The sequence below is a fragment of the Lacinutrix sp. WUR7 genome (genome assembly GCF_016864015.1).
Classification (GTDB): Bacteria; Bacteroidota; Bacteroidia; order Flavobacteriales; family Flavobacteriaceae; genus Oceanihabitans.
Map to the genome: position 1 here is coordinate 2137558 of NZ_CP045067.1, position 18363 is coordinate 2155920.

At 32.3% G+C, this 18363-nt stretch carries 19 protein-coding genes; 8 read left to right on the forward strand and 11 right to left on the reverse strand.

Annotated features, from left to right (window positions below; translation table 11 throughout):
• Positions 1-141: 141 nt before the first annotated feature.
• Positions 142-984, reverse strand: coding sequence for an energy transducer TonB (locus FG167_RS09320; RefSeq protein ID WP_203458046.1), 843 nt, complete (start codon positions 982-984; stop codon positions 142-144).
• A 156-nt stretch (positions 985-1140) separates the two neighbouring features.
• On the opposite strand from FG167_RS09320, the gene FG167_RS09325 reads away from it, so the two are divergent.
• A complete protein-coding gene (locus FG167_RS09325) occupies positions 1141-2007 on the forward strand; it encodes a winged helix-turn-helix domain-containing protein (protein WP_203458047.1) in 867 nt (288 codons plus the stop codon).
• A gap of 103 nt (positions 2008-2110) precedes the next feature.
• Here FG167_RS09325 and lysS read toward each other — a convergent pair whose 3' ends face one another.
• Positions 2111-3805 carry a lysine--tRNA ligase gene (gene lysS, locus FG167_RS09330; RefSeq protein ID WP_203458048.1) on the reverse strand — a complete coding sequence of 565 codons (1695 nt, stop codon included), beginning with the start codon at positions 3803-3805 and terminating at the stop codon, positions 2111-2113.
• 214 nt (positions 3806-4019) lie between these two features.
• Here lysS and FG167_RS09335 point away from each other — a divergent pair, with 214 nt between their 5' ends.
• The 5 genes from FG167_RS09335 to FG167_RS09355 all read left to right on the forward strand — a co-directional run bounded on the left by FG167_RS09335 (position 4020) and on the right by FG167_RS09355 (position 8197).
• Positions 4020-4178 (forward strand): YqaE/Pmp3 family membrane protein, encoded by a 159-nt coding sequence (locus FG167_RS09335; RefSeq protein WP_083478318.1) that lies wholly within the window; start codon positions 4020-4022, stop codon positions 4176-4178.
• A 37-nt stretch (positions 4179-4215) separates the two neighbouring features.
• On the forward strand, positions 4216-5001 hold the full coding sequence (locus tag FG167_RS09340) for a hypothetical protein (protein ID WP_203458049.1): 786 nt from the start codon (positions 4216-4218) through the stop codon (positions 4999-5001).
• A 16-nt stretch (positions 5002-5017) separates the two neighbouring features.
• Entirely contained in the window at positions 5018-5734 is a 717-nt protein-coding gene (lipB, locus tag FG167_RS09345; RefSeq protein ID WP_203458050.1) for a lipoyl(octanoyl) transferase LipB, read from the forward strand.
• Positions 5735-6114: 380 nt separating this feature from the next.
• Positions 6115-6561 (forward strand): peptidylprolyl isomerase, encoded by a 447-nt coding sequence (locus tag FG167_RS09350; protein WP_203458051.1) that lies wholly within the window; start codon positions 6115-6117, stop codon positions 6559-6561.
• Between the two features lie 667 nt (positions 6562-7228).
• Positions 7229-8197, forward strand: coding sequence for an RICIN domain-containing protein (locus FG167_RS09355; RefSeq protein WP_203458052.1), 969 nt, complete (start codon positions 7229-7231; stop codon positions 8195-8197).
• A 249-nt stretch (positions 8198-8446) separates the two neighbouring features.
• On the opposite strand, the gene FG167_RS09360 is transcribed toward FG167_RS09355, so the two are convergent.
• Both FG167_RS09360 and FG167_RS09365 read right to left on the reverse strand, forming a co-directional pair.
• Positions 8447-9112 carry a spermidine synthase gene (locus FG167_RS09360; RefSeq protein WP_203458053.1) on the reverse strand — a complete coding sequence of 222 codons (666 nt, stop codon included), beginning with the start codon at positions 9110-9112 and terminating at the stop codon, positions 8447-8449.
• A 147-nt stretch (positions 9113-9259) separates the two neighbouring features.
• A complete protein-coding gene (locus tag FG167_RS09365) occupies positions 9260-10012 on the reverse strand; it encodes a hypothetical protein (RefSeq protein ID WP_203458054.1) in 753 nt (250 codons plus the stop codon).
• Between the two features lie 257 nt (positions 10013-10269).
• Between FG167_RS09365 and FG167_RS09370 the strand changes: the two genes are divergently transcribed.
• A complete protein-coding gene (locus tag FG167_RS09370; protein WP_203458055.1) occupies positions 10270-10788 on the forward strand; it encodes a DUF664 domain-containing protein in 519 nt (172 codons plus the stop codon).
• Between the two features lie 153 nt (positions 10789-10941).
• Positions 10942-12495 carry a M20/M25/M40 family metallo-hydrolase gene (locus FG167_RS09375; protein ID WP_203458056.1) on the forward strand — a complete coding sequence of 518 codons (1554 nt, stop codon included), beginning with the start codon at positions 10942-10944 and terminating at the stop codon, positions 12493-12495.
• A 25-nt stretch (positions 12496-12520) separates the two neighbouring features.
• On the opposite strand, the gene FG167_RS09380 is transcribed toward FG167_RS09375, so the two are convergent.
• The 7 genes from FG167_RS09380 to FG167_RS09410 all read right to left on the reverse strand — a co-directional run bounded on the left by FG167_RS09380 (position 12521) and on the right by FG167_RS09410 (position 18318).
• Positions 12521-13756 (reverse strand): ATP-binding cassette domain-containing protein, encoded by a 1236-nt coding sequence (locus FG167_RS09380; RefSeq protein ID WP_203458057.1) that lies wholly within the window; start codon positions 13754-13756, stop codon positions 12521-12523.
• 113 nt (positions 13757-13869) lie between these two features.
• Entirely contained in the window at positions 13870-13989 is a 120-nt protein-coding gene (locus FG167_RS09385) for a T9SS type A sorting domain-containing protein (protein WP_203458058.1), read from the reverse strand.
• The gene (locus FG167_RS09390) at positions 13989-14687 is read right to left on the reverse strand and encodes a hypothetical protein (RefSeq protein ID WP_239004365.1); all 699 of its coding nucleotides are present in this window, start codon (positions 14685-14687) and stop codon (positions 13989-13991) included. The genes FG167_RS09385 and FG167_RS09390 overlap by 1 nt, the downstream gene beginning before the upstream one ends.
• Positions 14688-14898: 211 nt before the next feature.
• Positions 14899-15948: a nucleoid-associated protein gene (locus FG167_RS09395; protein ID WP_203458060.1), complete on the reverse strand. Its 1050-nt coding sequence runs from the start codon at positions 15946-15948 to the stop codon at positions 14899-14901.
• A 100-nt stretch (positions 15949-16048) separates the two neighbouring features.
• On the reverse strand, positions 16049-16687 hold the full coding sequence (locus FG167_RS09400) for a collagen-like protein (protein WP_203458061.1): 639 nt from the start codon (positions 16685-16687) through the stop codon (positions 16049-16051).
• Between the two features lie 132 nt (positions 16688-16819).
• A complete protein-coding gene (locus tag FG167_RS09405; protein WP_203458062.1) occupies positions 16820-17374 on the reverse strand; it encodes a hypothetical protein in 555 nt (184 codons plus the stop codon).
• Positions 17375-17718: 344 nt separating this feature from the next.
• Positions 17719-18318: a porin family protein gene (locus FG167_RS09410; RefSeq protein ID WP_239004366.1), complete on the reverse strand. Its 600-nt coding sequence runs from the start codon at positions 18316-18318 to the stop codon at positions 17719-17721.
• Between the last annotated feature and the right edge of the window lie 45 nt (positions 18319-18363).

Consider the following 18363-nt stretch of genomic DNA (forward strand, 5'->3'; position numbering starts at 1 on the left):
AGTTTTAATTCTAGTTGTTGCTTTAGGGAGAACGGTATAAATATACTAAAAAAGGTTGAGATTTCTTTTGCTTGACATCAAGGCATAAAAAAAGGAACTACAATAAAGTAGCTCCTTTTTACATGCTTTTATTTTATAAATCTAACAGCCCATTAATCCAAAAGAGACCACCATTTCTTGATCCATTTTTTCCCCTTTTTCATTTTCGGCAGGTTTCCATTTTCCAGATAAATTTTTAATTAAATCTATCATCGTTTTATCTACCAAAGGATAGTTGGATGTTCTGTCTAGTTTTACATTTTCAATGGTTCCTAGTTTCGTTATTATAAAATGTAGTTTTGCAGCCTGCAGCTTTTCTGGATCTACATCTTTTCTAACTTCGCTGCTACTTTCTTTTAAGTATTTTTTTAGTGCATCTTTACCATCCATATAAACTGCTTGCTTTTCTGGAACAATAGTTATGTGTGGTGAGTTAAATTTATGTTCTAATTGGCCTACTGAGTTTTTTTCTAAATACTCTATTCTAAGATTAAAGTGTGAAGTGTAATCAAAAGATTGTAGTAATTTTAATTGGGCTTCCGTAAAGTCTTTTGTGTAGCTAATCTCTCTTTTTTGAGTTTGTCTTTCGTTTTCAATAACTATAATTTCAACAAATTTAATTTTTGAGATAGCACGTAATTCTTCCCACGTAAAAAAGGCATCTAATGAAGTTGCTTTTTCAAGATCACTTTTTTTCATTGGAGCAAACCTCGGACCAACATCATAAATAAAATCTTCAAAAACTTCTGGTTTTGTTTTAATGGAATCCGTTTTTAAAATGGGACCAATTGGAGCTTCGTAAACAGCATTGGTATTTAATGCTAGTTCCTTGTTTTTTGTAGCTTCTGTTTTTTCTGATTTGGAATCTTTACCGTTTATTATATTAAAAGCGGTTAGACTAAGTGCGATTAACACTATTGCAAAAATTAGAATACTCTTTTTCATATCTGTAAATTTAATGATTAATAAATAGATTACATTTCTGTTCGTTTTGATGTTACAAATCTAAGAGCCCTACTAGGTAAAATATGTCAAAAGAATGTAAAAGAAGTGTCAACTATTGTAAAAAGTCCTGAAATTGTATGTTATTTACCAATAATTATGAATAATACAATCACACCTTTATGGAAGCGTTTCCTTTTTATTGCACTTTTTATTTGCATGATATCTTGTAATAAAGATACTAATGATCATTTTTCGGAAATAGTAAAAGTGTCTTTGCGAGAAGTTGGACACCAGTTATTACTGACTAATGGTGATTCTACTTCAGTGGTGTCTCCGGTAATTGCATTAAATGAAAATAAATACCAAGTAACTTTTGAAAATACTTTGGCCATTCAACCAGATAGTTTGGTAGCTATTATGAAGCGTAGTTTTGAAAAAGCAGATTTACCACAACATTATATAACCGAAGTAACCCAATGTGAAGACCTGCAAGTAGCCTACAGTTATGCCATGCAACAAAATGCAGAGCAAGGCATTATTCCTTGTGCTGGTCGCGAATTAAAAAAAGCATGCTACCAAGTTACGGTACAGTTTACAGGAATTACCGAACAGAATAAAACACAAACCAAAATTTTATATGTGCTTTTTTTAGTGTTTTTAGTACTGCTTGTGGTATTTGCACTGACAAGGAGAAACAAGAAAAAAACCGAACCGGTAGATGTAGATTATACTTCTTTAGGAAGGTTTAAGTTTTATCCAGAACAAAACAAACTGATTAAAGAAGCTACCGAAATTAGCCTTTCTAAAAAAGAATGTGAATTACTAGAACTTTTTGTAGCACAACCAAATCAAATTATAAAACGCGAAGAACTCACTAAAAAAGTTTGGGAAGACAAAGGTGTTATCGTTGGTAGAAGTTTAGATACTTATATTTCTAAACTTAGAAACAAACTAAAAGAAGATCCTGCTATAAATATTGTTAATGTACATGGTGTTGGTTATAAGTTGGAGATGAAAATATAAACCAAACTGACAACGGGATTTAAAAGTATATAACAAAAAAAGGAACTACAATTTGTAGTTCCTTTTTTTATAATGAGATTTCCGCCTTCGCGGAAATGATAAATTATACCACAGCAACAAACAAACCTTCTTCCGTTTTATCCACTTTGGCTAGGTTGTTTTTAGTCAGTTCTTTTATAGTTTTATCCCATTTTTTATTCGATAAACCAGACTTTCCTTTTAAATCGTTAAGGGCTAATTTTTCAGAAGCTTTTAATATTTTTAAAACATCTTTTGCTTCGTCACTAATTGCTAATGCTTTTTTCTCTGGTCGCATTTGCGGAAAGAATAAAACTTCCTGTATACTTTGGTTATTGGTTAAAAACATGATTAATCGATCCATACCAATTCCCATTCCAGAAGTTGGAGGCATACCATATTCTAAAGCACGTAAAAAGTCATGATCTATAAATTCGGTAGCTTCATCATCTCCTTTTGCAGCCAATTTTAATTGGTGCTCAAAACGTTCGCGTTGATCTATTGGGTCATTTAATTCTGAATATGCATTTGCAATTTCTTTACCACAAACCATTAATTCAAAACGTTCCGTTAATTCCGGATTATCTCTATGTTCTTTACATAACGGACTCATCTCTTTTGGGTAGTCTGTAATATAGGTTGGCTGTATATAGTTACCTTCACACTTTTCACCAAAAATTTCATCAATAAGCTTTCCTTTACCCATGGTTGCATCTACAGCAATTCCCATTCCTTTTGCAGCTTCTCTAATTTCATCTTCAGTTTTATCCGAAATATCAAAACCAGTAAAATGCTTAATAGAATCGGCCATCGTTACTCTAGCATAAGGCGCTTTAAAATCTATTTCATGTTCTCCAAAAGTAGCTTTAGAAGTTCCGTTTACGGCAATAGCACAATATTCTAATAAGCGCTCACAGAAATCCATCATCCAGTTGTAATCTTTATAAGACACATAAATCTCCATTGCAGTAAATTCCGGATTGTGCGTTCTGTCCATTCCTTCATTTCTAAAGTTTTTAGAAAACTCATACACACCATCAAAACCACCAACAATTAAACGTTTTAGGTATAACTCATTTGCAATTCGCATGTATAACGGAATGTCTAAAGAGTTGTGATGCGTAGTAAAAGGTCGTGCAGCTGCTCCTCCAGGAATTGGTTGTAAGATTGGCGTTTCTACTTCAAAATAACCAGCGTCATTAAAGAAAGAACGCATCGCATTAAAAAGTTTGGTTCTTTTAACAAAAACCTCTTTTACTTTTGGGTTTACTACTAAATCGGCATAACGTTGTCTGTAACGTAATTCCGGATCATTAAAGGCATCGTGTAAATTTCCTTCTGCATCTTCCTTTGGTAATGGTAACGGTTTTAAAGACTTACTTAAAAGCGTAAAGTTGGTAACTCTAACACTTTTTTGTCCTACTTTAGTAGTGAATAATTCCCCTTCAATACCAATAAAATCACCAATATCTAGTAATTTTTTATATACCTCATTGTACTTGCTTTTGTCTTCACCAGCACAAATTTCATCTCTATTAAAATATACTTGTATTCTGCCTTCACTATCTTGAAGTTCGGCAAAACTCGCATTACCTTGAATACGTCTTGACATTAATCGTCCAGCGATATTTACCTTTTCCCCTTCTTTAAAATCCTTCTTTATCTTACTAGAAAGATGGGTTAAAGGATATAAATCTGCTGGATATGGGTTAATGCCTAATTCGCGTAATTTGGCTAACTTATCTCTTCGTACTAATTCTTGTTCAGATAATTGCGACATGTAATTTTTATGTTTTTTAAGAAGCCACAAAGATACATTAAAGCTAGTAATTAGAAAATGCTTTTTTGGGCATTCTTTTTTTGTAAAAAAGCTGGGCTTTCGCTAGTCGCTCTTTGCAAGGAGCTCCAACATGCGCTCCATCCCTAATGCAAAGTGTAACAAATCAGAAACAATTACGTCCAATAAGTACATCAATCAATTAAAATCAAATCAAATGAGTTTTTGGAGAGTCTTACTTTCAATTTTATGTCCACCTTTAGCCGTCTTAGATAAAGGCTGCGGATCCATACTAATTGTTTTTATATTATGGATCTGCGGATGGGTTCCTGGTGTGATTGCAGCATTAGTAATTTTAAATAATCCGGAAAGATAAAATACGTACCTTTGTTGCTATCTTTAATTCTTTAAGAATGAAACAATTTTTACTAGCAATTGCAAGCGTTTTTTTATTAACCAGTTGTAATTTTACCGAAGAAATAAGCTTTAATCCAGATGGTTCTGGAGAATTTATCATGCGTTATGATATGAGCCAAGTGATGAAAACCATGGAAGAAATGGGTGGTGGTAAAAAAGACGAAGGTAAAGAGAAAATAAAGCTAGATAGCGTCATGTACTTTAAAGATATGCTAGTAGAAAAAGCAGATAGCATTGCTACGCTTCCACAAGAAGAACAAGCGAAACTAAAGAATTTAGAAAACATTGTCATTAAAATGAAAATGGATGAAGAAGCAGGTGTTTTCGATTTAGGCTTTGGTTCTACATTTACGAATCTAAAAGAATTACCAGAAGCTTTAGCAAAAATTGAAGAAGCCAAAAAGATGAATTCCGAAAACAATTCGCAATTTGGTAAAATGGGAGAAAGTGCTGTCGCTAAAGCATCCGAAAGTGTTTTTGAGTATGTAGATTTTACCTACGACGGAAAAACATTTTCTCGATTTATAAAAGAAGATTATGAGATAGCTTCTCGTGACATAGAAACTCTCGATGCCGAAATAAACGAAATGGGAGATTCTAAAGACGTGTTTGAAGCCATGACGTATACCTTGGTGTATAATTTCCCCAAAAAAATAAAGTCGGTAACCAATAAAAACGCCGTGATTAGCGAAGATAAAAAATCGGTTACCTTAAAAATGAACTTTATTGAAATGATAAAGTCGCCAGAAGAGATGGCTTTAAATGTAGAATTAGAAGATTAAAAGAAGGATATTAGTTTTGAATAAAACCGTAGAATTACAAGATTTAGGATTACAAGATTATAAAGACACTTGGGATTATCAAGAGACTTTGTTTAAATCGGTTGTTGATGCTAAAATAAAAAATAGAAGGCAAGAATTGGATTTGCCTACTTCTAACTATTTCTTATTAGTGGAACATCCACACGTATATACTTTAGGTAAAAGTGGAGACATGTCTAACCTATTAGTAAACGAAGAACAGCTTGCCGAAAAAGGTGCAAGCTTTTATAAAGTAAATAGAGGAGGAGATATTACCTATCATGGACCCGGACAAATTGTTGGTTATCCTATTTTAGATTTAGATAACTTTTTTACCGATATCCATAAATACCTTCGTTTTTTAGAAGAAATGATTATTCTCACTTTAGAAGAATATGGTATAAAAGCAGAACGTAGTCCTGGAGAAACCGGAGTTTGGCTAGATGTAGGAACACCGTTTGCTCGAAAAATTTGTGCTATGGGCGTTCGTGCTTCGCGTTGGGTAACCATGCATGGTTTTGCATTAAACGTAAATGCCAATCTTGGTTATTTCGATAATATGATCCCTTGTGGTATTCGTGGTAAAGCGGTTACTTCTCTTAACGTAGAACTAGGTAAAAAAGAAGTAGATATAGAAGAAGTAAAAGGAAAACTATTGAAACATTTTACAACGCTTTTTGAAGCAGAGATGAAATCTTCAGTAAGTAGTATGTAGAAATTCCTTTTAGAATATAGTGTTATTATAAAACCAAAGCCGAAGTATATACTTCGGCTTTTTGTTTTCTGAATTACAATAGCTAAGGTTCGTGGTACTTATTTGGTGTCTGTCATCAAAATATTTTAGATTAACTGACATATTTGCAGACTATATTATTTTGTGATCGATTCCTTTAAAAGCGGTTTGTAAAGTTGTCTCGTGTTGTTTTTAAAGGGATACGACCTGTTTTTTAAGGGCTTCTGTTTGTAACGGTTACGTTTTCATTTTGGTTTTTCAGGTTCTTGGCTTGGTTTTGGCAATTACGGCTAGAGAAAGTTTAAAATAAAATGGTTACTGCGTAAGAATTATGCAAAGCCCATTTTGTAAAATGAAATAATATGAGTCAAGTAAAAGAAAACAACACAGTAAAAGTAAATTATACAGGTAAATTATCTGACGGACAAATTTTTGATTCTTCAGAAGGAAGAGAGCCATTAGAATTTACTTTAGGACAAGGACAATTAATTCCTGGTTTTGAAAAAGGAGTATTGGACATGAAGTTAAATGAAAAGAAAACCATTACCATTCCTAAAGAGGAAGCATATGGAGAAATTCATGAGCAGTTAAAACAAGAAGTGAATAAAGCAGATCTTCCTCAAGATATGAAACCTGAAGTTGGTATGGGATTAGTTTCTAAATCTCCAGAAGGACAGGAAAGAAATTTACGTGTCATTGAAGTGAAAGAGGATAGTATTGTTGTAGACGGAAATCATCCTTTAGCTGGTAAAGATCTTATTTTTGATCTTGAAGTAGTTGAAATCAAAGATGCAGAAGTTGCAAAATAAAATAAGTTGCTTATTTTTGAAATACCAGAAACCCTTGCTAAACATGTTTAGTAAGGGTTTCTTTTTTTTGTATGATTTTTTGAAAACCATTTTTCTTTGATTTTTTGGCTTAAAAACAAAAATATCAGAGAAGAATTAAACTTAAAGCTTAGTTTCTTTTTTCTTCCATTCTTATTCGATTATAGGTAATCTATACTTTTTGTGCAAAATAAAAATGTAACTATAAGAAAACCCTGTAGAATTTTCGAGTACATACAGAACTAGCAATGGGTTATTTGCGCCTTTTGTAAAATATAATTATGCATTAATTTTAGAATAAAATCCATTTTTCTATCCAATATAGCCATTCAATCATAGCCATTTGCAATCACTTGTCTTTAGTATAGAAAGTGCTTTTAACCTAATAGTAAAAACAAAAAACAAACATTTTTATAATGTAATGTGCTGATTCTCAGTGTATTTTGATTATATTAGAAAAGTAATCAAACTATATGTAATCATGGTTTACTCTATATTTCATTATTCTGTTAATATTTTGAAGACGTACTTTTATTCCAATACCAAGAAATTGCTGCTATCGTTGTTTTGTTTCCTTTCTGGGTTTACTTATGTTTCGGCTCAGGAGCAAAATGTTCCATGCTACATTCAAAATTCAGTAACTGGCTTTGTGATAGATGTAAAAGGAGGTCAATCCATTAATGGAAATAAAGTTTGGCAATTCGATCTTAATCATTCAAAGGCACAAATATTTAAAATTACCAAGTTGAATCTTCCTGCAAATTTAGATAGTCAACATTTTAGAATAATGGAGTTTAATGCTAATGGATCTGGGCGATTTATTACTGCAAAAAAAGAAGGTCTTAAAGTGCTTCCGAAGGAACCAACAAATAAATCAAATAATAAATCAAGTGCTGCTGGTGCACCTCAAAAGGCAATCGAAGATAATCCTTCTATAGATAATACTTCTAATTCCTTAAATATAGCATTGAAAAAATACAATATTACAATCGAAGAGGGATTTAATGCCAGTCCAGAGAGTTCAGCTTTTAATTCGCTAGATGTTACTAATATTAATTCCAGTGATAAAAAACAAATATGGGAGTTATCTCCTGTACTTAATGAGTTAAATACCTATCTTATTTTAACGGAACATTCTGGAGAAAAGGTTGCTCTTCAGCCAGGTAGTCTTAAGTCAGGAGGAGATCTTGTTTTAGCAAAGCGATCTGGTGCAGATATTCAGAAATGGAAAATACTACCAGTTACACCAGAACCTCCAGAATTATTGAATATTACTTTACAGGACTTTAATATTGTAAATCCTCCTATATATAAGTTCTGGAAAAATAGTAAACTACATCTTACGATTAGATGGAATGATACTAATAATGATGCGGTAGGATATAAAGTTCTATTTTCTTTGGCTAATGGAGATGCCACAGAAATTGAATCTAATCTTATGCCTAACACTAGAGAATATACTTATGTTAAAGAGTTGTCAGGAGCTGCAGGGAATTTTCCAGAGTATTGTTTTGTAGTAACAAAAAGAAATAAATGGAACTTTAATTCATCGAGTGCTAAGAAATGCATTAAAGTACTCACGCAAACACCCGAAGATCCTTTTAAGGATAAGGATTAATCAAATTTATTTTTTTAAATGAATTCGCATGAAGCAACTAGAAAGAAATAATTCGCTAGCTTTTGAGTTGGTATTTTGTTAGTGAATGTCCAGTTTCTGGGATCGAATATAGAAATATGTTCTTTTTCTTTCTTATTCATCGAACACCTTGTGGATAAGCCAGATTCTATCTCAAATGTTTTAACGTTGAGGCTCCTTTTCTGAGTGCTATAGATAAGAAGTTTGTTGACTATTAAATTAACAGTGGTTTTAAAGTTGTTTGTTTTTTGTTGGTGGTAGTTTCTTTCCAATTAGTATCGTATTGGTTCCATCTACCAGCTCATATTTAGTGAATTTTATATACTTTTTGAAATTTGCTGATATTTCATCAATGATGTCATTGTTTGCAAGTTTAATTCCGGCATTAAAAATCACATACCCGTCTGGATTAATTAAAGGGATTATCGTTTCCCAAAACGGGAAAGAATAAAACTGTTCAGGAACTTTACTGTCAATAAATAAGTCAATAATTATTAGGTCATATTGGCTTTTACATTGGGCAACGTAATTAAAAGCATCCATTTTTATTATTTTTAGCCCATCACTTTCCGAAATATTAAATTCTTTAGTCGCAATATTAATAATTGTTGGATCTATTTCAATGGCAGTAATTTGGCCATTATATTCAAAATTGTTCCTTAAACTTTCAATTACACAACCTCCTCCAAGTCCTAATAAAAGAGAATCTGATATAGAAGGATTATAAACTTTAGATAAACTATAGTTTAAAATGCGCTGTAAGGAGCCGTACGAATAATTTGAGTTTTGACCGTCAAGTACTTTCTTCCCATTGATCCAAGTTACTTCCATTTTTCCGTTAAAGTCGGAATCGAGATAACTTGTAAAAGGCCATAAATAGCTTAAAATTCGTTTCATATAATAACCACCAACGTATTGTGTGTCGTTAGTTCGTTGGGGAGGGGACGAAGTTAGTAAATAAATCACAGATAGAAAGTCCCTGAGCATTTCGGTATAAACTAGGACTAGCACTAAATTAGATGTGATATTTCAAAAAGTAATTTATTATATGTTGTTTTCATTATTGAAAAATTCTATAACTTTTGGTTCCGTTTTTAAATTTTCAATAAATTTTTCTCGTTCCTCTGCATTCATCGTTGGCGCTTCCGTTTGATAAAATCGAATAGAGCCATCCTTTTGAGGTGCAACCAATATCAAACGTCCAATTCGTAAATCAAAAATACGAGTGTTAACTATTCCGTATGCGTTTTTATCGGCAAATTGTGTGGCTACCCAGTCCACTCTGCTTTTGCTAGATGTGTTCAAACTTCCTTGTGATAAGTAATGTGGATGGTTTCTAGAGGTTGCTAAAACAGGGTTTTCGGTATCCATGCCGTCTGCTATTGTCAAAATTGTAAAATACGTTATATATGCATCGTTTAAATTTTGGAATAGATATTCGCTGTGTTCACCTCTGCCAATGATGACCGTTTGTCCAATTATTTTTTTACCACCAATTTCTATTTCAATGGAACCATTTCCGTTACCTGGTGATTCATAATCTGGCGTTGGAAAAGGAGAGGTATACAGCGGGAAGTCCATTGGCGGATATGCTTCTAGATTTTCAATTTCCATTTCAAGGGTTTTAGTATCCCATTTTGCTGGAGAATTGAAGTCGGATGCCATTTTTTTTGCTTTTTCTAAAGTCCAAAAAGGTGCTGCTATAGTATCCTTTTTTACTGCTTTTTCTGATTGAGAATAACAAGACGTTAGTATTCCAAGCAAGAATATAAATGTTAATGAAAAGTTTGTTTTCATATGGCGTAACGTATTTGTATAAGGTAAGTTACCTTGGTTAGAACTAAGTTAAAAAAAAATCAACGAACTAGAATAAATTCTGAAGCAATTATACAAGCAATAGAGATGCAGGTCATTGGATAAAAAGAAAGTAGCAATAAATTATAGTGGAACCCGTTTCTAGAAAGTGAGATTGCCCAATAAGGTAATCCTATTTTAAACCAAACTAATCCACCATTTGTACTTATGAAAATATTATTTAAAAGCTATTAGTATACATGCTAATCTTGTTATCTACCAACTCTTTGTGCGCTCAAGAAATCAATAGAGAAAAAGGATATGACACACAAATAGGAGTTATGGTCTATATGTTAGAATATTTAAAAGACGATATTGTTTCATCTACACGCGGACTTAATGCCTTGGAAACCGACTTTCAGTTTGATGAAAAGGCAAATTCGATAGGAGCGATTATTTTACATATCACAGCTGTAGAGGCAGCCTATCAAAAATATTCATTTGGAGAAGATGTGTTTAATGCATACAAATTAGAAGAAAAGGAACTACTCGAAATAAGTCTCGATCTGGATAAAACGAAAGAAATACTTAAAGACAAACCAATAAAGTATTATTTAGATATGTATAAAAAAGTACGAAAAAGAACATTAAAAGAATTCAAGGAGAGAAATGATGATTGGTGGACTAAAAAGAATCATTGGTCTTGGTTTCATGTAATGGAACATCAGGCGCACCATTTGGGACAAATAAGATTGATTTCCGCAAGATTCCCAAAATAAAGACCTGATGCTTAGTTAGTTTTGTACAGGAAAATCAGAAATTAAGCAAGACGAAATATTTTTCCGTTGTACATTAATTCCGTAATTTTTTTGTGCTGTCATTATTCTTTATTAATTTAAGGCGTTGTAAATCAGTCAAATATAATTCTTGTTATGAAAATAGTGTCTAAAATTATTATTACAGCTTTCCTTTGTATAGGATTTTCTACAAGGAGTCAAACAAAATCTCAAGCGCTTTCAAAAATAAATACGGAAGGCTTTCAGAAATCACAAGTCATGCGTATTGTTTCTGACTTGTCCGATGTTTATGGTCCTCGTTTAGCAGGTACAGATCAATATTTTACTGCAGCAGAATGGGCAAAAAAAACCATGGAGAATTGGGGAATCGATAAGGTGTATTACGAAAATTATTGTGATGATTGTATGGGTTGGGAAGTGAAATCATTTAATGTAGAAATGACTGCACCTACTTATATGAAAATACAAGCTTATCCTTATGCGTGGACAGAAAGTTCTAATGGTGTACAAATAGGGGATTTGATTTGGATTGAAAGTCATGCCGATTTAGACAAAGTTAAAAAACAATGGAGCGGGAAAATACAAGGAAAAACCATACTTATAGGAGCTGCTCCAGAACAAAATATGCTATTCGATCCACTTTCTACACGCTTTACTAAAGAACAAATTGAAGAAGCTGAAAAATCTATAGAACCTGCACCAAAGAATGCTTTAAGTCATAATGCTGGAGATATGGATTTAATTGGAAATTTGGCTGTTATATTCGATAGTATGGTAAGAAAAGATGATGCCTTTTTTGCTTTTTTAAAAGCAGAAGGCGCACTAAGTATTTTTGGAACGACACCTTTTTTCCCTGGTATTATTCATCCTAGTGGTACTTATAATTTTAGAGAAAGCGATGCGAAACCAATACCTTATTTTGCGATTTCTCCAGAGAGTTTCGGGAAATTAAAGCGCCTAATAGGAAGAGGTATGAACCCTAAGATTAAATTCCATTTAGATTCTGAACTTTATCTAAGACCAGAAAATAACGTGAATATTTTTGCGGAAATCATGGGTTCAGATCCAAAATTAAAAGATGAAGTGGTGATGATTGGTGCTCATTTTGATTCTTGGCATCCTGCATCTGGAGCTACAGATAATGGTGCAGGTTCTGCAGTAATGATGGAGGTTATGCGTATTATTAAAGCTTCCGGATTAAAACCAAAACGAACCATACGAATTGCGTTATGGGGTGGCGAGGAGCAAGCATTTGTAGGTTCTATGGCCTATGCCGAAAAACACTTCGGTAAAGTAAAAGAAACTACTCGGAAAAAAGAGTTTGAAAAAATTTCGGCCTATATAAATATGGATAATGGTGCTGGTCAAATGCGAGGTATTTATTTGCAAGGAAACGAAGCGGTAAGACCTATTTTTGAAGCGATGTTAGAACCCTATGCGTATTTAGATGTTAATAATCTAACCATTCAAAATACAGATTTTACAGATCATGATGTTTTTGATTATTACAAAATTCCTGGGTTTCAGATAATCCAAGATAAATTAAATTATAGTACAGTAACACACCACACTAATTTGGATGCTCTCGAATATGTTCCCGAACGCGATATGAAGATTAATGCTACGGTAATTGCAGCATTGGTTTATCAAATTGCTCAGGAAGATTCTAGGTTGCCAAGAGAAGATTAACGAACCTATAAGTTATTTCTATAGGTTATTTCTGTATGCCTATAGAACCACTGGGAGAGGGGCAAAGTGTATAGGTGAAATCTGGCTGAATATTAGCCTCATGACGATGTGAAACAAACAGAATACTGGTCTCACTTTCCTTTGCAATTTTGTTTATTAATGCAATAATGAGTGCGGTGCCTTCATCATCTACATGAATTAATGGTTCGTCTAAAATAAGTAAAGGAGGATGTTTAATCATAGCTCGGGCTATTAATACCAATCGTTGTATAGCTGGTGATAATTTAAGAAAAGAGGTGTTTTTTTCTTTACTTAAATTTAAAACTTCCATCCACATCGCTGCAGTACGTACTTGTAACGTAGTTGGTGTTTGATATAGTCCGATACTATCAAAAAATCCCGAAATAATCATTTGTTCTACGGTATGGTTTCGATGAAACAATTCTAACATCGAAGGACTAATATATCCAATTTTCTGTTTTATATCCCAAACACTTTCACCAGAGCCTTTTTTCTTGCCAAAGAGATATACTTCTTGACCATAAGCCTTGGTGTTGTTCCCATAAATCATGGATAGTAAGGTGGTTTTTCCAGATCCGTTGGGACCTATTAACTGCCAAAATTCCTTTTTTTTAATGGTCCAGTTAATATCTTGTAGAATGGGACGATCGTCATAACTTACATGTATATGCTTCAGGTCTACCAATACTTCAGGAATATTTGTATAGGTTGTTATTGGTTGGGGGATTTCTTTATCAAAAACAAAATCACTTTTTTTAAAAGGATATGCTGCAATTGGTGCCACTGCTTTAAGTGCATCTTTTTCAAATGTAATTACATGTGTGATTATTGGAAGTAAATCTTCCTGTCTATTAAAAATAAATACGATAGGCATTTCTTTAGACACCGAAATTAATTGCTGTTTTAATAAAGCAACAGAAGCGATGTCTAAGGTTTCATAAGGATTATTTAATACTATAAAATCTGGTTTTTGTTGTAGCAAATAAGTCAGTAATGCTTTTTTTTGCTCACCAGTAGATAATGTTCTAAGACTTCTGTTTTTTCCTGATGTTAACTTAAAAATATCATATTTTTCTTCCTCTTGAATATGTTTTTCTAAAATAGCATTTGAAAATAAAACACCTTTCTTTCCTTTTAATCCAGGCAAATTATATGCACCATAAAGTAATGGAGATAACCAATTGTCTTGTGGTGAAAGTTTGGTGTATTCTATTGCGTAATGATTTTGTGTTTGTTGCATGTTTCCTTGCATTTAGAGAGGTGTTGTTGTATTGTCGCTAACGGTTAGGTGTATGGGATTTTTATTTAGGCTAGAACTAATAGGTTATTATAGATGGTGTAAGCAAGCTTTTTTTATTGCTTTATGAATTTTAAAGTATTTCCATTTTCAAATTTCAAAAAATAAATTCCGTTAGTTAAATTTTGAATATCGATTTTTTTATTATTTGTTGTGGCACGTTTTTTTTTATTCATTACGGTAATATTTTTGGTCCGATTATATTCATCCACAAAATAAATCCCGCAATTCCACCAATAAATCCGCTTAAAATAAAAGTCAGACGTATCTTTTTAGGTATTATTCGAAAAACTACATAAATAGCAATTACAGTTCCTATAGTAGCTAAAATTAATGGCATTGTTCCTGACCATAAATTTAAACTTTGTGAAATATGTAACTCATCTCCACCGAACCAAGTTCCGTTTGGCGAAATTAATTCTCCACCAATTGAAGTTATAAGATTAAATATTTCTCGTAACCAGAATAAAGAAAGGAAAATAGCAATCCAATCTAAAGCTTTCAATCCGTTTTTGTAAATAGATTTCCTACGCCATATTAAAATTAATAATCCAATAGTTCCTGTCAAAGTTGTTTGTAAAGGACCTCCAACTGTAACGAGTAAACCACTATTTGATTTTTCACTCCAATAACGTTTCTGTAAAACATTATTGTATTCTTCTACTTTTTCTTTAATACTATTTGGCCAAGAATCATATTCAATATTCGCATAATCTTTTGTGAAATCTCTAACAGCTATTACATCTTCGTCCTCTAAATATCCTTTTGGCAAATAATTCATACTTCCATAATGTAGCGTAGTTTCATATCCAAAGGATTTTGCTACAATTATATGTCCATATTCATGACTTATTGTTCCAATTACTGCGAACAAGATAAATCCGATTGTCAGAACCAAGAATGATTTTATGTTAATTGAAATGTTCATTCAAATGTGCTACAACTCGTAATACAATACCCTTTATCACTAATATCCATTAAAGAAATCATGATACAGTCACTTTCATATTACCATTATCTTATAAAGATAATTTTTTTATTGTAGGAAAAGAAGCTTTTCTTAGTTGGAGATGTAAGTCTTTGGTTTACCCTTCGGCATTAAAAAATACCTTGTAGTAATACATCTTCTTTTCATCGTCATAACCACGTTCTAGAAATTCTTCGGCAGCATCTGGAGCATCAATATCTAGTTTAATCTGGATATTAGTATCTAGTTTAATCTCTGTTTTAATTTTCTTTTTATCCTTTTTAACAACCGCTTCGGCTAAATCAAATTGGTTACGCAGTAATACCTTTTGTTCTTCTTCGTATTCCTTTTTAAAATCTTCAAAAAGTTGAATGTGGTTTTCGTCTTTAAAAACTTCTTCTTTAAAATTTTCAACGTTTATCGTTTCATTCTCTTTAAAATAGTCAATGGTTTTTGCTAAAAATATGTTTCGTTCTTGTTCGCCAAAACTGTTTTTTAAAATTTCGGTAGAAAACTCACTACACATATCTAAATAGTTATGTGTATGGTTATTCATATCATCTGCATACTTAATATTTAAGAACTTGTCTAACCAATATTGGGCGTCATAACTATTATTATCTACACTTAAAATAATGTTTCCTTCCATATCTGTCTGATTTAAAATCAAACAACCTTTGTCCACTTTTTTAGATGAAATCCCTTGTTGTACTAAAACATCATAACTATTGTCTTCTAAATAGGTTTGAAAGAAATTGGTTTTGTTTTCAATTTTAAAAATACCAATAGCATTAGTAACCATTTCTTTGTATTCTATACCTTCAAATAGCGCAACTAAAACATCTCCTGTTTTTATTTGAGCAGAATCACTTTGTTCAAACAAATGTTTTACTATATTTTTAGAAGTTTCTACAAAGGCATCATCATCGGTGAAAATACTTTTTGCATACGAATTGATTTCATTAAGTTCTACATTTGCATGATGGTTAAAACGATAACTTTGTACCACATTACCGAAAGGTCTTAGCAAAAACGGAAGCATAAGCTCATAACTTTGTTCATCAAAATGGACTTCTTTATCTGAAAAAGCATTTTTAGTGTCGTTATGTTTATTACCAACTTTATGAATAATAAATTTTGAAATGGTTGCGAGTTTACGTGTAATCATGGTGTTCATTTTGAGACTACAATACTAATCATTTACTAGCAAAAAGGCATAAAAAAACCGAAGCTTTTTACTTCGGTTTTAAATATTTGTATTTTAAATTTTAGTAATCTAAACCTAGTATATCGATAACTTCTTCATAAGACATTTTTGAATAATCTAAATTCGTTTTTGTTGAACTACTAGGGATTATTATATATCTAAAAAGCGCTGTTGAAGAAATAGTCCAAGTAGGTTCTGGACCTTCTCTTCGTAATCGAATTTTAATGTTAGATAATTCTGGATAATAAGTAAATATATGATCTGTGGTTCCACCACTAATAGTCACAGGTAAAGGAGTAATAGTTCCAGTAGGCCAAACTTCGGGAACAAAATTATTGAATTTCGCATATACTAATACAACGCCACTATTATATATATCACTAGTTATTTCTGGTGCACTAGCATTAAACTCTGCGTAAGAAGTATACCCATTACTGATAAAGGTTTGACCATCTGGTCCAAACCAATCGGAGGTTATTACATTAGCATTGCCATCTTCTCCGTCTTCTCCATTTGTACCATTAGTACCGTCTGCGCCATCTACACCGTTAGTGCCATTTAAACCAGCAGGTCCTGTTAGTCCTATAGCACCATCTTGTCCGTCCATGCCATCATCACCATCTTCTGGTGAACAAGAAAAGCTAAAAGCTACTAATAATGCTAAAAGAAAATACTTAGTTTTTGTAATTGTGGTTTTCATACGTTTCATAATTTTAAATTTTATTGATTAATAATTGTTTCTCGTTTAATGCTATGTTTTATAAAAGGTTAACATGAAGACAAAAAAAAACCGAAGTTTTTACTCCGGTTTTAAATATTTTAAAGATGTAGTTTAGTAAGCAATTCCGTAATAATCGCATACAGCATAGTAATCTGTAGGGTCTACTCCAGCTTGGTTTAAATCGTTTAATGCTTGTTGTTTTGCGGTCGCGCTAGTTCTACCGGTTGTTGTGTTATTAGATTCTATAATAACCATTTTAAGTAAAGTATAACGATTTGCAGGAATAGAAACAGAAGCACCGGTTATTCTATCGTAAAAAGTTAGTTCTATAGCTCCGTTTATTAAAATGGTTTTAATCTCGTCGTTAAAACTAGTGCCAGGTATTGGGTAATAATTACTGTTACGTTGAATGTAGACGAAAACACCATCGTTATCTAAAACATCTTGGGTTAGTTGCGCTGTGGAAATGTTTATAGTCGTCCCAGTTAAGGCAGAAATGTCATAGGTGTATGTTTCTACATTGGCATTTCCATCTTCCCCATTGGTGCCAGTTGCACCTATAGCGCCATCTGCACCGTCTTCACCATCTTCTGGTGAACAAGAAAAACTAAAAGCTACTAAAAGTGCTAAAAGAAAATACTTAGATTTTGAAATTGTTGTTTTCATACGTTTCATAATTTTAAATTTTATTGATTAATATTTATTTACTGTTTAATGGAAGGGTTTTAAAAAGGTTAACATCACTTTAAAAAAAAGTCGAAGTATTTTTCCTCCGACTTTTAATGCAGCAGTTTCCTGCTTGTCTATAGTAACCCAAAAAAAATACTATAGATTTTTTGTTTCCTTAGTAGCACCTATACGTGTTAATGTTTTTTTTTACGAAAGGTTAACCGTTTAATAAAAAAAGCTTCAGAAGATTATTCTGAAGCTTTTGCATTGGTAGACTAATTCAAATAAAATAAATAGATAATAGCAGGTATTGTTATATGTAGATTAGTTCGTTTTTCTTTTTAAAGATTTAATAAAACCCCAGCATTTATAACTACTTGACTGTAGTCACTAATTACAAACTTTGGTTCTAGATAGACTTTTAGTTTTTCGGTAAATTGGTAGGTTGCACCAGCTCCTATATTAGCACCTAAAGCATTATCTGTTACTTGTTTTGTTTCATAGTCAAATAAGTCATTATAATAGGAGTTTCCTGTTTTGTAACTAGAAAAGTTTATTCCAGCAACAGGGTATACTTTTAATTTATTTTCAAGGATATTAAAATAGTAATGTGCATTTACATCACCAGCAAGTAAACTGCGTTTATAACCATATACTTGATTCCCGAAAAAATAAGAAGCACTAGGAGAAATCGCAATGTTATCGGTAATAGTAAAAACGCCTTTTAATGTAAATCCGGGACCAGAAATTTTTTCGTTATAACCCAATCCGCCACCTATAGAGATTTGCGCTTGTATTTGTGTTGCGAATAAAAAGAATAATGTGAATAGAAATACGATGTTTTTTGTTTTCATAAAAGGGTTGTTTGTTAATTGTACATTTTTACTTGACGTCATGTTATGGTCGTTTTTGTAGTAGTTAATTGTTTTTAAATAATTCATTTAATACTTTTTTTTTGGATTATAATTATTAATGTAAATACCAGA